We start from the raw sequence: 15,410 nt of genomic DNA, 5'->3' as shown, positions 1-15,410 counted from the left end.
GGACTGCGTGGCAGTACCCCGGACACGTAAAGGCCGCTGGCAAACCAGCCCCCCAGAAGACCCGCAGTCTCAGCCTCAAACCTGACAGTACGCCTGCGTACGGGTCCATTTGGAGATCTGGGCGCGTTTTGCCGGATCGTGCATCGGGCCCCAGTCCGAAACAACTTCCGCAACGCCCGCGCGATCTGCCTTCCGGGCCGCAATCTTCACGGCGCAGGCAAGATTGCTGGCACCGTCATAAAGACCGCTCGCCGTCTCCTCGCACCCGACATACTTGGCGGTTCGGGGAGAGATCTGCATGAGGCCGAGATAGCGGCCACCACCACCCTTTGCCTCGGGATTCCATGTGCTCTCATAGCGCGCGATGGACGAGAAAAGTCCGGTCCAGAAGGCGCTTCTCTCCTCAGCGGAGGCGGTGCGATAGCCCGGGCAGAAGACGTCCACGTCGTCCGGCACAGCGGAGAGAAGAACCGCCCCTTCGGCCTTGAGCGCATTGAGCGTCGATTTTGTCCATTTCGTCGCCTCCGGCCGGTGATCCCATTGCGCAACCGGGAGCGCGGTGGGCACTTCGACGGATTGCGGCGTGGAACAGGCAGAAAGCGGCACCATCACCAGCGCCGCGAGCAGGAGACTGCGAAAGGATTTGAAAGGCATTGGACCGGAAGCGCTGCACCGGACCATAATGTCCGGCGCGCGGACCCTGCGACGGAACCAGCGCTGCCTGCAACCAATTGAGAATCCTGTCGGCGGTCAACCGCCGACAGGCGCATCGCGGCAGCGGGGATCCGCCACCGTGTATTCACACGCCTCAGGCAGCGCGCTGATGTTTCCCTTCCCGCACCTCTTCGACGATCTTGGAAACGAACGGGTCCAGATCGTCCGGGGAGCGCGATGTGATGATGCCCTGATCGGTGACGACAGCCTCATCCGCCCAGATGCCGCCGGCATTCTTCATGTCGGTCATGATCGACTTGTAGGAGGTCACATTGCGACCGCGAACCGCATCGGCCTCTGCCAGCAGCCAAGGCCCATGACAGATCGCCGCCACGACCTTCCCTTCCCGCACGAAGGCTTTCACCAGATCGACAGCACGGCGGTTGGTGCGAAGCTTATCGGGATTGATGACGCCGCCGGGTAGAACGAGGGCATCGTAGTCGCTTTCGGTCACTTCTTCGAGTTCGCGATCTGCCTTGATCTCATCCGTCCAGTTGCCATCCTTCCAGCCGCGGATCGCTTTGCCTTCGGGAGTGACAACTTCCACATGGGCACCACGCTCACGCAGTTGCTGCAGGGGAACCTCCAGTTCGGACTGTTCGAAACCGTCGGTGGCGAGAATGGCGATGCGGGCTTTCTTGATATCGGTCATCGGGGACTCTCCGTTCGTTGCGTCCCGTCCTAAACGGAGGCGGAAAGGAGAAGTTCCTGCACGGGACAGCCTCAGCGACAGCTTTTCCCCTTGCACATTTCCCTCGCCTTTCGTGTAACGCGAGGATCCCGAGACCAAGGAGGCCAAGATGCTGGACACAGTCCCCGCCCCGCCAGAACCCAAGGTGATCCACGGTGCGACCGGTGAATGGGAGCTGGTCATCGGGATGGAGATCCATGCGCAGATCGCGACGGAAGCCAAACTGTTCTCCGGCGCCTCCACCGGCTTCGGCGCGGAGCCTAACAGCCATGTGAGCTTCATCGACGCGGCCATGCCGGGCATGCTGCCGGTGCTGAACGAGTTCTGCATCCGGCAGGCAGTGCTGACCGGCCTCGGTCTCAAGGCAAAGATCAATCTGCGTTCGGCCTTCGACCGGAAGAACTACTTCTACCCCGACCTGCCGCAGGGCTATCAGATCAGCCAGCTTTACCACCCGCTGGTGGGTGAAGGCGAGGTCTGGGTCGAGATGGGCCCCGGCGTCGCGCGCCGTGTGCGCATCGAACGCATCCATGTGGAGCAGGACGCGGGCAAATCGATTCACGACATGGACCCGAACATGTCCTTCGTGGACCTGAACCGTACCGGTGTGGCGCTGATGGAGATCGTGTCCCGCCCCGACATCCGCGGGCCGGAGGAGGCAGCCGCCTACGTGGCGAAGCTGCGCCAGATCCTGCGGTATCTGGGCACCTGCGACGGCAACATGCAGAACGGCAACCTGCGCGCGGACGTCAACGTCTCCGTCTGCCGACCGGGGCAATACGAGAAATATCAGGAAACGCAGGATTTCTCGCATCTCGGCACCCGCTGCGAGATCAAGAACATGAACTCCATGCGGTTCATCCAGCAGGCCATTGACTACGAGGCCCGTCGCCAGATCGCCATTCTGGAAGATGGCGGCAAGATCGACCAGGAGACCCGGCTCTACGATCCCGACAAGGGTGAGACCCGGTCGATGCGGTCGAAGGAGGAGGCGCATGACTACCGCTACTTCCCCGACCCGGACCTTCTGCCGCTGGAGATCGAGCAAGGCTGGGTGGATGAGATCGCGGCAGGGATGCCGGAGCTTCCCGATGCCAAGAAGGCGCGTTTCATTGCCGACTTCGGCGTGACGGATTACGACGCCGGCGTGCTGACGGCGGAGACCGAGAACGCGGTGTTCTTCGAGGCGGTGGCCACCGGGCGCGACGGCAAGCAGGCCGCGAACTGGGTCATCAACGAGCTGTTCGGCCGGCTGAACAAGGAAGGTCTGGGCATCTCCGAGAGTCCGGTTTCAGCCGCGCAACTTGCCGGGATTCTGGACCTTCTGGCGAATGAAACCATCTCCGGGAAGATCGCCAAGGATTTGTTCGAGATCGTCTGGACGGAAGGCGGCAACCCTTCGGAAATCGTCGAATCGCGCGGCATGAAGCAAGTGACAGATACCGGGGCGATCGAGGCTGCTGTGGACGAGATCATCGCGGCCAACCCGGCGCAGGTAGAAGAAGCCAAGCAGAATCCTAAGCTTGCGGGCTGGTTCGTCGGTCAGGTGATGAAGGCGACCGGCGGCAAAGCCAATCCTGCGGCGGTGAACGCGCTGATTACCCAGAAACTTGGCCTCTAGACAACGAACCCACAGGTTTCCTGCCTGTGGGTGCCCTCTCGGCATGATCGACGCGAGGCGCGGTTTGACCTCCGGCAAGGCATGGAGATGACACCCGCGCTGAACCGCGACAGCGGAGCTGCGGCTGGGCGAACTTGCGAACGTGTTTTCTTGCTGATGACGATGGGCTGAAAAAGGAAACGGCGGCCCAGGGCCGCCGTTCCTCGCTACGTCGTTGGCAATCTACCGAGGCTCCACGTAACGGATCCGCTCCCCTGCCGTTACGTTCCACTCTCGGAGACCATACCCCCGACGCCGCCTATCGCAATGGTTACCCACCGCGACTTCTTTATTGCTTCCGCGACGCCCTCCGGGCGAGCGAAGCGGAAGCTGCAGGTGAAGATCACAACAAAAAGTCATCTTCACCCAGATGATCCTGCGAGCCTCCCAACACGCGGGATCATCACGTCCATGAGTTTCATTATTGCTTAAGTTGAGAGCATTTCAACATGATTCGTGTCGTTTCGATGAACATTTCTGGAAAGTTCTTTCCTTTCGATGTGTTGGCGGCAATCGCCCTCCACCGCCAGGCCCTTTCAGCTTGAAACTCGCCTCGGGCGGCCACATCTGCTAGTCTCCCCGGCCCAAGGCGCGCCTCGTCGCGCGTGATTCACGAACGAGGAACGTATGTCACGGTACGAGTACAAGGCGCTTCCCGCTCCCTCCCGACCTGCAAAGATCAAGGGGGTCAAACGACCGGAGGAAAAGCTGGCCGTTACCATTTCTGATATCATGAACCGTATGGCGGCGGATGGATGGGAATATCTGCGCGCCGATACTCTGCCCCTTGAGGAACCTCGCGGACTACTGTCGCGCGCCCGGAGTTCCTTTCAGACCGTGCTTGTCTTCCGCAGACGTCGCGAGGAAATCTCGGAAAACCCGAGGGAGATTTCGCCCGGCCGCTCCGACCTCCAGATAGTTCAACGTCTCCGGGGCCATGAGAAGCGCGAGCCGCAGGATCCCGCCCCTGCTCTTGTGGAGCAAAAGCCCACCCTTGTCGCGACGGCACCGGAGGGGTCCACGCCGCGCATCGTTGCGGACCGGCCTACAGAGCCGGGACAGTCCTAGGGATCAGGCGGAGAGTGTCAGCCGGAGCGCGTGGATCCGGGCGATGAGGTCCGGCCCCAGTGCCGAATGAACGGCCCGGTGCCGTTCGAGCCGTGAAAGCGGCCCGAAATCCTCGGCCTCCATCGTCACGGCAAAATGCGTTTCGCCGCCCTCCCGCCAGCCGGCGTGGCCGCGGTGGCTCTCACTCTCATCCTCGACGGACAGGCGGCGCGGGCGGAAAGCTGCCTCAAGCCGGGTCTGGATTTCGTCAGTAACCGCCATTTCTGAATTCAACCCCTTCAACTGCGCTACAAAAACTCTAAACTCGTCGGCCCGAGTCGAAAAGGTACCTCCATGTCAAACCGCCCTCCCTTTGAGTTCGACATTCGTGTTTCGACGGATAAAAAACGCCGCACGCGTGGTCGGCGGGGCATGTCCGGCGCATTTGAAACGTCACAAAGGGGCTGCGATCATCCGGGATGCGAGGATGCCGGACAGTACCGGGCGCCGAAGTCACCCGATCACCTCGATGAGTATCTCTGGTTCTGCAAGGAGCATGTCAGGGAATACAACCTGAAGTGGAACTTCTTCTCCTCTACCACGGAGGAGGAATTCCAGCGCATGATGGACAGCGACCGTGTCTGGGGCCGGGAAACGAAGCCTTTCGCGCAACGTACGGAGGAGGCGAAAGCCTGGGCCCGCCTCGGCATCGACGACCCGTTCGAGGTTCTGGGCGAGAAGGCCACGCAATCCAAGGCGCCTACCTCCGGCATCACGCGGAAGCTGCCGCCGACGGAGCGGAAGGCGCTGGAAATCCTTGAAGCGAAGGACCATTGGAGCCGTCTGGAGATCCGCAAGCAGTACAAGAGCCTTGTCAAGGACCTGCACCCGGACATGAACGGCGGCAACCGCTCCGACGAGGACCGGTTGCAAGAGGTGGTCTGGGCCTGGGATCAGATCAAGGACAGCCGCCACTTCCGCGACTGACGCTCATGCCTGCGGCGGCTGCCCGTTGGAGGCGTGCAGCCCGCCATCGACGGGGATGATGACGCCGTTCACGAATCGCGCATCCTCAGAGGCGAGAAAGGCGATGACAGCGGCCACGTCCTCGGGCTCCCCGACCCGGCCCAGCGGGGTCCGCTCCAGAAATTTCTGCACGAGGGCCTCATCGCCCATCATCTCCTCGGTCATTCCGGTGCGGGTGAGAGCGGGAGCCACGCCGTTGACGCGGATACCCGAATCCCTTGCATCCAACGCCAGCGCACGGGTCATGTTGCTTACCCCACCCTTTGCCGCATTATAGGCGAACATCCCCCAATCGCCTCCCAGACCGGAAACGGAGGAGGTATTGACGACCGACCCTTGCGCCTTCTCCAGCTGCGGCCACACCGCGCGGCTCATCAGGAAGACACCGGTCAGATCAATGTCGATAACCTTCTGCCAGTCCTCAAGGCTCATTTCGTCGATGCGGCCGCTCATGGCGATCCCGGCATTGTTGACGAGAACATTGATCGCCCCGAAACGCGCAACTGCCGCCTCCGCGACGGAGATGACATCCGGCTCCCGGCTGACGTCCCCTGCGATGGTAAGGGTTCGTGCCTGATCCATATTCCGGGCCGCTTTGGCCAGCGCCTCTGCGTCGCGACCGACCAACACCACGTTCGCGCCCTCTTCGGAAAAGCGCTGAGCCGTGGCAAGCCCGATGCCGGAACTCGCGCCCGTCACGATAACCGTCTTGCCGTCGAAGCGTGTCATGGGATCTCTCCGTTGCATTCCGGGCCGTAGATGGCCGTCGGTGGAGCAACCGATGTTACGGGGAAGCTGTTCCTTGCCGGGTGTGCCTTGTTCTCCCCGCATGGTCCGTTATGCTCCGCCCGGTCTGGGGCAGGGAGCCTCGAAAGCGCAGGGCAGAACGATGGACGTGAATGCGAAACCCACCGAGGAAATCTCGGTCCGCGAAGTCTTCGGGATCGACAGCGACATGGTGGTGAAGGGTTTCGCCGAAGCCACCGACCGCGTGCCGACGCTCGATTCCACCTACAAGTTCGACCCTGACACGACGCTCGCGATTCTTGCAGGCTTTCAGTACAACCGTCGCGTGATGATCCAGGGCTATCACGGCACGGGCAAGTCGACCCATATCGAACAGGTCTCCGCGCGGCTCAACTGGCCCTGTGTGCGGGTCAACCTCGACAGCCATATCAGCCGGATCGACCTGATCGGCAAGGACGCGATCAAGCTCGTTGATGGAAAACAGGTCACCGTGTTTCAGGAAGGCATCCTGCCCTGGGCGCTCCGCAACCCGACCGCCATCGTCTTCGACGAATACGACGCGGGCCGGGCGGACGTGATGTTCGTCATCCAGCGCGTGCTGGAAACGGACGGCAAGCTTACCCTGCTCGACCAGAACGAAGTCATCACCCCGCATCCGTATTTCCGCATCTTCTCCACCGCGAACACGGTGGGTCTGGGCGACACCACGGGCCTCTACCATGGCACCCAGCAGATCAACCAGGGCCAGATGGACCGCTGGTCGCTGGTGGCGACGCTCAACTACCTGTCCCACGATGCCGAGGTGGCTATCGTTCTGGCCAAGAACCCGACCTACAACACGGAAAAGGGCCGCAAGATCATCGGGCAGATGGTGACCGTCGCGGATATGACGCGGACGGCCTTCATGAACGGTGATCTCTCCACGGTGATGTCCCCCCGCTCCGTCATTGCCTGGGCGGAAAATGCGCGCATCTTCCGCTCCGTGGGCTATGCCTTCCGGCTCACCTTCCTCAACAAATGCGATGAGTTGGAACGTCAGACGGTGGCGGAGTTCTACCAGCGCTGCTTCGATGAGGAGCTGCCCGAAAGCGCGGTTTCCATGAGCCTCGCCTGAGCACGCACCTGAGCTTATGACAAAGCCCCGGATCGCTCCGGGGCTTTTCCTTTACGCGGCCAGAAGCTCAGGCGGAGCGGGCAGCCTTGGTCGCATTCGCCCACCAGGCGATATCGTCCAGCAGACCCTTGGCGGAGGGTTCCAGATGGGCGGAGATGGTGGACATCTCGCCATTCTGGCCGAGCGGGGACACCGCAAAGAAATCGCCGCCGCCGATATGCACCGCGTTGCGCACCGGCACCATCTGCAGTTCGACACCGATGCCGCGCAGATGCTCGATGGCCCGCGCAGCCCCGACGCCGCCGTATCCGACCGCGCCCATCGGCTTGTGAATCCACTCCACATAAGCCTGATCGAGTGCGTTCTTCAGAGCGCCGGTCACCGAATGGTTGTATTCCGCGACGATAAAGATGTAGCCGTCGAACTCGGCGATCTTCTGCTGCCACGCCACCGCCTTCGGATCCTGCGACGGAACCCAGGCGTTGCTGGCGACCTCATGGAAGAACGGCAGCTCGTAATCCCGCAGATCCACGAGTTCGACATCGAGATCGTCGCGCTGACCGGCGATTTCCATGAACCACGCGGCAGGCTTGTCCGCGAAGCGGGTGGGGCGCGTCGATCCGATGATGACGGCGATCTTCGGCTTGGTCATGTCACACTCTCCAAAGTTGACAGAATTTCCTTTAGTGACCGGCGAACTCTCGTCCTGTCGCTCAAACAGTGCAAGACGGCACCTCCACGTAACCGAGGCGCGGCACGGAAACCGCCGTCAGCCGCCCACCGGGCCTTGCCGACGGGCGGACGCAGTGCTTTATCTTTGGCATGAGCAAGCGCAACGACAACCCCGCCGATCCGTTCAAGAAGGCCCTGGCCGAAGCGACCCGCACGATGGCGGCGGACCGCGATCTTGCCGTGACCTATTCGGTCGATCCTCCCGGCCAGACGAAGGAAGGGGTCAGGCTTCCGCAGATTTCCCGGCGCGTGACGAAGGACGAGGTGCTCCTTGCCCGCGGCACCGCCGATGCATTCGCGCTCCGCCACCGCTATCACAACACCGGAACCCATGCCCGTTACCTTCCGCAAGGGGATATGGCGCGCGATCTCTACGATGCTATGGAAACCGCGCGGACGGAGGCCATAGGCGCGCGGGAAATGCCGGGCACGGCCAAGAACATCGACGCCAAGATCGGCCATGAGGCGGAGCGGAAGGGCTATGGCCAGATCCGCGATGCGGCGGATGCCCCTTTGGCGCAGGCGGCAGGCTATCTCGTCCGTCATCTCGCGACCGGGCGGCCCCTGCCGCCAGCCGCGGCCAATGTGATGGGCCTGTGGCGGGATTTCATCGAAAATCAGGCAGGCGGGCAGTTCTCCAACCTTCAGGACGTTCTGGCGGATCAGGCGGCCTTCGCGCGCCTGGCGCGGCGGGTGATCTCCGATCTGGGCTATGGAGACCAGCTTGGCGACGATCCCGACCTCGAGAACGAGGATGAGGAGGACAGCGCCGAGACCGAGGACGATCAGGACGCTCCGGAAAGCGAGGGCGACGATCAGGAGCAGGGCGAGGAGAACGAAGCCAGCCCCGAACAGTCGCAGGAGCAGCAGCAGGACGCCGCGGAGGCGCAGGTCTCCACCGAGCATGACGCCGATGGCGAGATGACCGAGGAAGCGGAGATGCCGGACGGCGAGCCGCCGACCGAACCGCCGCCCCCTGCCCCGCATTCGGAAGCCGATCCCGGCTACAAGGTTTTCACCACCGCCTATGACGAGGAGATCAAGGCGGAGGAACTGGCGGATCCCGCGGAGCTGGAACGGCTTCGCGCTTATCTGGACCAGCAGCTCGAACCCCTGAAAGGGGCTGTGTCCCGTCTGGCCAACAAACTGCAGCGCCGCCTGCAGGCACAGCAGAACCGCTCCTGGCTGTTCGACCTGGAGGAAGGCACGCTTGACGCCGGGCGGTTGGCCCGTGTCGTGGCGAACCCCACGACCCCCCTCTCCTTCAAGCAGGAGAAGGACACCGAATTCCGCGACACGGTCGTTACGCTGCTTCTGGACAATTCCGGCTCCATGCGCGGGCGGCCCATTTCCATTGCCGCCATCTGCGCCGATATCCTTGCCCGGACGCTGGAACGCACGCAGGTGAAGGTGGAGATCCTCGGTTTCACCACGCGCGCCTGGAAGGGTGGGCAGAGCCGGGAAGCATGGCTGGCAGCAGGCCGCCCGCCGCAGCCGGGGCGCCTGAACGACCTCCGCCACATCATCTACAAATCTGCCGATTCGCCCTGGCGGCGCGCGCGCGAGAATCTTGGCCTGATGATGAAGGAAGGGCTGCTGAAGGAGAATATCGACGGTGAGGCGCTCGAATGGGCACACCGGCGGCTGGTCGGACGATCAGAGGTGCGCAAGATCCTCATGGTCATCTCCGACGGGGCGCCCGTGGATGACTCCACCCTCTCCGTGAACCCGGCGAATTATCTTGAGAAGCATCTGCGCGATGTGATCGCCATGGTGGAGCGCAGGAAAGCGGTGGAGCTTCTGGCCATCGGCATCGGGCACGACGTGACGCGCTATTACAATCGCGCCGTCACCATCACCGATGTGGAGCAGCTTGCGGGCGCGATGACGGAACAGCTTGCCGCGCTGTTCGATGCCGACCCAAGGGCGCGGGCACGAGCGAAGCTTCCCGGCAGCGGTGGGCGCTTCGTCCGCCGGGCCTGATGGCGGGTCGAGCGGCTGCTCCCAGCCTGCGCCTTTCGGACAAGCGCCTTGCGGGCAAGCGCCTGATCTCCACCGCTCGCGCCTTGTCCGCCCCTCGGGCGGCGCGCTAGACAGGGGCGCGTCGGTTGAAGGCGCGGTCAGGCCGGGGGAGTCCCATGTTCCAGAGTTTCGATGCGCCCACGTCGCCCGAGCAGGGTCCGCCCCGGCTTGCGTCACTGCGCGAACTTCTGGCGAAGCGGGGGATCGACGGCTTCATCGTACCGCGCGCCGACGCCCATCAGGGCGAGTATGTCTCCGATCATGACGCGCGGCTGTCCTGGCTGACCGGGTTCACCGGCTCCGCAGGGTTCGCGATCGTGCTGCCGGATATCGCAGGCGTGTTCATCGATGGACGCTACCGGGTGCAGGTGAAGGCACAGATCGCTCTCGACAGCTTCACTCCTGTTCCGTGGCCGGAGACGAAGCCCGGAGACTGGATCCGCGCGCATCTTTCGCAGGGGCGTGTGGCCTATGACCCGTGGCTCCACAGCCGCGACGAGATCGACCGGATCACTGCCGCGCTGGCGGGGTCAGAGGTGACACTGGAGCCGACGAAGAACCTTGTCGACGCCATCTGGCCCGATCAGCCCGCGCCTCCGCTTGGCCGGGTGGAGGTTCACCCGGAGGCTCTGGCGGGCGAGACGAGCGCGGCGAAACGCGGCCGCCTTGCCGCGACCCTCAGGGAGGCCGGGCAGCAGGCCGCGATCCTTACCCTCGCCGACAGTATCTCATGGCTTCTGAACATCCGGGGGAGCGATATTCCGCGCAACCCGGTCGTTCACGCCTTCGCCATTCTTGGCGATGACGGGCGGCTCCGCCTCTTTGTCGATGAACGGAAGCTCGACGCCGATGTGCGCCAACATCTCGGGGCGGAGATCAGCGTGGAACCGGTGAGCGCCTTCGCCCCTGCCCTCGATGGTCTGCGGGGGCCGGTCCGCGTGGATCGGGCCTCCGCGCCCAAAGCGGTGTCAGACCGGCTCGCCGCCGCGGGTGTGGAGATCGCCTGGGCCACCGACCCCTGCATCCTGCCAAAAGCCCGCAAGAATACCGCCGAAATTGCCGGAACGGCGGAGGCGCATCTGCGTGACGGGGCGGCGATGTGCGAATTCCTCGCCTGGCTCGACGCGGAAGCGCCCAAGGGGACACTGACGGAGATCGCCGTCGTCTCCGCGCTCGAAGGCTTCCGTCGTGCGACCAATGCGCTCCGAGACATCAGTTTCGACACGATCTGCGGCGCGGGGCCGAACGGCGCCATCGTGCATTACCGGGTGACGGAGGGCACGGATCGCCCGGTGAAAAGTGGCGAGCTTCTGCTGGTCGATTCGGGCGGGCAGTATGTGGACGGTACGACCGACATCACCCGCACCGTCGCTGTCGGAGACGTGGGAGAGCCGGAGAAGCTTGCCTTCACCCGCGTTCTGCAAGGTATGGTCGCCATATCCCGCGCCCGCTGGCCACGTGGATTGGCGGGGCGGGATCTGGACGCGCTGGCGCGGATGCCGCTCTGGCTCGCCGGGCAGGATTACGACCACGGTACAGGGCATGGCGTGGGCGCGTTCCTCTGTGTGCATGAGGGGCCGCAGCGCATCTCGCGCATCTCGGAAGTGCCGCTGGAACCGGGTATGATGCTTTCCAATGAGCCGGGTTATTACCGCGAAGGCGCCTTTGGCATCCGTACGGAGAACCTGCTGGTGGTGGAGGAATCCCCCGCGCTTCCCGACGGAGACGACCGGGCGATGCTCTCCTTCCGGACGCTCACCTGGGTGCCGATCGACCGGCGGCTGATCCTGCGCGACATGCTCTCTCCCGCGGAACGCTTCTGGATCGATGCTTATCATGCGGAAGTGCTGACGCGTATCGGGGAGCGGGTACGCCCGGAGACGCTGGCGTGGCTGCGGGAGGCGACGGCGCCGCTCTGACGGCTAGGGGGAGAGCAGCGCCCGCGCCGCATCGCGCGCCGCATCGGTCACCACATCGCCCGCGAGCATGCGGGCGATTTCGTCCACCCTCGCCTCCGGGCCGAGCGGCGTGACAGAGGACAGCGTCACACCGCCTTCCACCCGCTTCTCCACCCGCCAGTGCTGCGCGCCATAGGCCGCGACCTGCGGGGAATGGGTGACGACGAGCACCTGCGCCCCCTCCTCCGCCAAGCGGTGAAGGCGACGCCCGATGGCATCGGCGGTTGCCCCGCCCACGCCCCTGTCGATCTCGTCGAAGATCAGCGTCTGTCCGCCCGCCTGCCGGGTCAGCGACACCTTCAGCGCGAGGAGAAAGCGCGAAAGCTCACCGCCCGACGCGATCCGATCCAGCGGCCCCGCCGGTGCGCCCGGGTTCGTCGCCACGGTGAAGGTCACGGCATCCCTTCCCTCCGGGCCGGCTTCGCCCTCCTCCACCAGCGTCGTAAACACCGCGCGCTCCATGCGGAGCGGGCGCAGTTCCTCGGCCATGGACATGTCGAGCCTTGTCGCGGCCTCCCGGCGCCCTGCACTGAGCATCGCGGCGGCACTGTCATAGGCCCTGCCCGCCGCTTCCACCTCCGCAGCCGCGCGGAGGAGGGCCTGATCGCCCTGATCGACGGCAGCCAGCCGCGCCCGGATCGCAGCTGCAAGCGCTGGCAGATCATCGGCCAGCACCGCATGCTTGCGCGACAGCGCGCGGATCGCGAACAACCGCTCCTCGAGGACCTCCAGCGCCGCCGGGTCGAAGTCCAGCACATCCAGACAGCGCTCCACGCCGGTCTGCGCCTCCGCCAGCTCGGCGAGGGCACGGCCCAGGGCGGCGACGGTTTCCTCCAGAACCCCTTCCACCTTGTCGGCAGCCCCCTCCAGCCAGCGGAGGGCATCCGTCATCGCGCCCTCCGCCCCCTGAAGGCCAAGAGCCTCGCCTGCACGGGCCACATCGGCGCGGATTCGTTCCGCCCCCTGCATCATGCGGCGGCGGGCGTCCAACTCCGCCTCCTCCCCAACTTCCGGCGCAAGGCGATCCAGTTCCGCGTCGGCATGGCGCAGGAACTCCTCCTCCGCCTTGCCTGCCGCAAGGGCATCGGTCGCGGCCGTCTCCGCCTGGCGCGCAGCGGCGAGCCGTCGCCAGGCGAAGCGGACCGCCTCCACCTCCGACGCAAGACCTCCGAAATCATCCAGCAGCCGGCGATGCCCACGGGCGTTGAGCAGGCCTCTGTCATCGTGCTGGCCGTGCAACTCCACCAATGTGTCCGAGAGCGCGCGGAGCAGCTCCCCACCGGCGCGACGATCGTTGATCCACGCGGTCTTGCGCCCGTCCGGCATGTTCACACGGCGAAGGATCAGTTCGCCGTCGTCGGGAAACCCGGCCTCCGCCAACACTGCCCGCGCAGGATGCCCGGTCGGCGGGTCGAAGATCGCTGTCACCTCTCCCTGCGCCGCGCCCTGCCGCACAAGCTCCGCCCGGCCACGCCAGCCCAGCACGAATCCCAGAGCGTCGAGCAGGATGGATTTTCCCGCGCCCGTTTCACCGGTCAGCACGTTCAGGCCCGGATGGAACGTCAGCTCCAGCCGGTCGATGATGAGAATATCGCGGATATCCAGCCCGCGGAGCATGGTTCCCCCCAGCCCGCGCGGCCCGTCAGAGCCACTCGCCGCGGATCGTCTGCCGATAGATTCGCGACAGCCAGCTGTCGCCACGCTCTTCCGGTTCCAGTCCGCGACCCTTCAGGAGCGCGTAGCTGTCCTGATAGAACGGGCTGGACTGGAAGTTGTGGCCCAGAATCGCGGCGGCCGTCACCGCCTCGTTCTCAAAGCCGAGCGCGAGATAGGCCTCGACCAGACGGTGCAGGGCCTCGGGCGTATAGGTCGTGGTCTGGTAATCCTCGACCACGACACGGAACCGGTTGATCGCGGCGGTGTAGTGCCCACGGCTCAGGTAGAAGCGCCCGATCTCCATCTCCTTCGCTGCAAGATGGTCGAAGGCAAGATCGAACTTCATCATCGCCGATTTCGCGTATTCGCTGTCGGGATATTTCTCGATCACATCGCGGAGCGATTGCAGCGCCTGGAAGGTCAGGCCCTGATCGCGGCCAACAGCCTCGATCTGATCGTAATAGCTCAGCGCGAGAAGATACTGGGCATAGGCCGCATCCTGATCGCCGGGGTAGAGATCGACGAACCGCTGGGCCGCGCCGCGCGCATTCTCGTAATCGCGGGCCTGATGGAAGGAATACGCCTCCATCACCAGCGCGCGCTTGGCCCATTCGGTATAGGGATAAAGCCGTTCGATCTCCGAGAAGTAATGCGCGGCATCTTTCGGCTTGCGGTTTGTCTCAAGCTCGTACTCACCGCGCTGATAAATCTGCTCCGCAGTGAAATTGTCCAGCGGCACATCCGTGCCCGAACCACCATTCCCCGAACAGCCCGCGAGAATCGTCGCCAGCATCATCGACCCGACGAGAATCGCTCCCCGCTTGCAGCCTGCCATGATCCTGAACCTCATTCACTGCCCCACGGGCGATGCGCTCTCCGGTCTGCCGACCCATTTTGGGGACGTTGCAGCCCGTTTCGCCGCCTGTTTCCCGTTGGTCCTAACATAGAAAAATCCGGGGCGCAAAACGGCAATCGACCCCCGGCGTCGCGAGGGTCGATTGCGTGATCTTCAGGCTCAGGCGAGCACGGGCACGTCGGTGCGGCGCACACCCACGCCCGGCAGCTTTCCGCCCGTGATGCCTTCAGCCACATCCACCAAGCGATAGGCAAAGGGATCGGCGAACAGCGCCCGGAGGAGCTTGTTGGTGAGCGCGTGGCCACCGCGTTGCGACGTGTATTTGCCAAGAATCGGCGCACCTGCGAGCGCGAGATCGCCGAGGGCGTCCAGCATCTTGTGACGAACCGCCTCATCCTCGTGGCGCAAGCCACCGGGCGACAGAACCTTGTCATCGTCAAAGACGACGGCATTCTCGTAAGTCCCACCCAGAGCCAGACCATTGGCCTGCATCCGCTCCACGTCATCCTGACGGCAGAAGGTGCGGCTATCGCAAAGCTCACGCACAAAAGCGCCATTCGACATGTTGAGCGCCTTCTCCTGCCGGCCGATCGCCGGTTCGACGAAGTCGATCGTGAAGTCGATCTCCAGCATGTCAGCCGGTTCCAGGCGCGCCCATGCCTGACCATTGCGGACTTCGACGGGTTTCAGGATGCGCAGGGCACGCACCGGAACCGCAAGTTCGCGCAGGCCGCGGGCAAGGATCCCCTTTACGAAGGGCTGTGCCGATCCATCCAGAATCGGGACCTCCGGGCCATCAACCTCCACCAGTGCATTGGTCACGCCGCATCCCGCGAGCGCCGCCATCACATGCTCGATGGTGGAGACAGAGGCGCCGGAACGGTTGGCGATCAGCGTGCAGAGCTTCGACGGAACCACCGCATCCCAGCGGGCCGGGATCAGGTTGTCACCGTCCAGATCCGACCGGCGGAACCAGATCCCGTATTCGGCGGAGGCGGGATGGATCGTCATGCGCACGGGACGGCCGGAGTGGAGACCCACGCCCGTGAACGTCACCTGAGATTTGATCGTCGTTTGCACTTCGTTCATCCTTCTACACGCCGGGATCACAAACGCCTGTTCGCAGTCAATCCGACAAGGATGGAGGTAAGGGCTTGATATCCAGACCTCAATTCACTCTTTGCTAC

The 15,410-nt window shown here is 64.0% G+C and carries 14 protein-coding genes; 6 read left to right on the top strand and 8 right to left on the bottom strand.

From position 1 onward, the window contains the following. Positions 1–75: 75 nt before the first annotated feature. Both CN97_RS05435 and CN97_RS05430 read right to left on the bottom strand, forming a co-directional pair. Positions 76–654, bottom strand: a complete 579-nt coding sequence (locus CN97_RS05435) for a lytic transglycosylase domain-containing protein (protein WP_035708133.1) — start codon at positions 652–654, stop codon at positions 76–78. Between the two features lie 154 nt (positions 655–808). Next, positions 809–1,366, bottom strand: coding sequence for a type 1 glutamine amidotransferase domain-containing protein (locus tag CN97_RS05430; RefSeq protein WP_035708129.1), 558 nt, complete (start codon positions 1,364–1,366; stop codon positions 809–811). A gap of 148 nt (positions 1,367–1,514) precedes the next feature. Here CN97_RS05430 and gatB point away from each other — a divergent pair, with 148 nt between their 5' ends. Together gatB and CN97_RS19750 are read left to right on the top strand one after the other, a co-directional pair. After that, entirely contained in the window at positions 1,515–3,026 is a 1,512-nt protein-coding gene (gene gatB, locus CN97_RS05425; protein ID WP_035708126.1) for an Asp-tRNA(Asn)/Glu-tRNA(Gln) amidotransferase subunit GatB, read from the top strand. A 666-nt stretch (positions 3,027–3,692) separates the two neighbouring features. Beyond that, entirely contained in the window at positions 3,693–4,133 is a 441-nt protein-coding gene (locus CN97_RS19750; protein ID WP_051910977.1) for a hypothetical protein, read from the top strand. Between the two features lie 3 nt (positions 4,134–4,136). Here CN97_RS19750 and CN97_RS05415 read toward each other — a convergent pair whose 3' ends face one another. After that, positions 4,137–4,394, bottom strand: coding sequence for a BolA family protein (locus CN97_RS05415; protein WP_035708123.1), 258 nt, complete (start codon positions 4,392–4,394; stop codon positions 4,137–4,139). 72 nt (positions 4,395–4,466) lie between these two features. On the opposite strand from CN97_RS05415, the gene CN97_RS05410 reads away from it, so the two are divergent. Continuing rightward, positions 4,467–5,099, top strand: a complete 633-nt coding sequence (locus CN97_RS05410; RefSeq protein WP_035708122.1) for a J domain-containing protein — start codon at positions 4,467–4,469, stop codon at positions 5,097–5,099. 3 nt (positions 5,100–5,102) lie between these two features. Here CN97_RS05410 and CN97_RS05405 read toward each other — a convergent pair whose 3' ends face one another. Then, positions 5,103–5,867, bottom strand: a complete 765-nt coding sequence (locus CN97_RS05405) for an SDR family NAD(P)-dependent oxidoreductase (protein WP_035708120.1) — start codon at positions 5,865–5,867, stop codon at positions 5,103–5,105. Between the two features lie 160 nt (positions 5,868–6,027). Here CN97_RS05405 and cobS point away from each other — a divergent pair, with 160 nt between their 5' ends. Beyond that, on the top strand, positions 6,028–6,999 hold the full coding sequence (gene cobS / locus CN97_RS05400) for a cobaltochelatase subunit CobS (protein ID WP_035708458.1): 972 nt from the start codon (positions 6,028–6,030) through the stop codon (positions 6,997–6,999). A gap of 67 nt (positions 7,000–7,066) precedes the next feature. Here the strand turns inward: cobS and CN97_RS05395 are convergent, their stop codons facing one another. Next, the gene (locus tag CN97_RS05395; RefSeq protein ID WP_035708117.1) at positions 7,067–7,651 is read right to left on the bottom strand and encodes an NADPH-dependent FMN reductase; all 585 of its coding nucleotides are present in this window, start codon (positions 7,649–7,651) and stop codon (positions 7,067–7,069) included. 170 nt (positions 7,652–7,821) lie between these two features. On the opposite strand from CN97_RS05395, the gene cobT reads away from it, so the two are divergent. Further along, positions 7,822–9,714, top strand: a complete 1,893-nt coding sequence (cobT, locus tag CN97_RS05390; protein WP_035708115.1) for a cobaltochelatase subunit CobT — start codon at positions 7,822–7,824, stop codon at positions 9,712–9,714. A 155-nt stretch (positions 9,715–9,869) separates the two neighbouring features. Beyond that, on the top strand, positions 9,870–11,672 hold the full coding sequence (locus CN97_RS05385) for an aminopeptidase P family protein (RefSeq protein WP_035708111.1): 1,803 nt from the start codon (positions 9,870–9,872) through the stop codon (positions 11,670–11,672). A gap of 3 nt (positions 11,673–11,675) precedes the next feature. Here the strand turns inward: CN97_RS05385 and recN are convergent, their stop codons facing one another. The 3 genes from recN to lpxC form a co-directional block, all read right to left on the bottom strand. Continuing rightward, positions 11,676–13,328, bottom strand: coding sequence for a DNA repair protein RecN (gene recN, locus CN97_RS05380; RefSeq protein WP_035708107.1), 1,653 nt, complete (start codon positions 13,326–13,328; stop codon positions 11,676–11,678). Between the two features lie 25 nt (positions 13,329–13,353). After that, positions 13,354–14,202 (bottom strand): outer membrane protein assembly factor BamD, encoded by an 849-nt coding sequence (locus CN97_RS05375; protein WP_035708455.1) that lies wholly within the window; start codon positions 14,200–14,202, stop codon positions 13,354–13,356. Between the two features lie 180 nt (positions 14,203–14,382). Further along, positions 14,383–15,303, bottom strand: a complete 921-nt coding sequence (gene lpxC / locus CN97_RS05370) for a UDP-3-O-acyl-N-acetylglucosamine deacetylase (protein ID WP_035708451.1) — start codon at positions 15,301–15,303, stop codon at positions 14,383–14,385. Positions 15,304–15,410 lie beyond the last annotated feature (107 nt).

Origin of the sequence: Haematobacter massiliensis (assembly GCF_000740795.1) — a bacterium.
GTDB lineage: Bacteria > Pseudomonadota > Alphaproteobacteria > Rhodobacterales > Rhodobacteraceae > Haematobacter > Haematobacter massiliensis.
The sequence above is the reverse complement of the archived record's forward strand: the minus strand, read 5'-3'. Positions and strand labels throughout refer to the sequence as shown.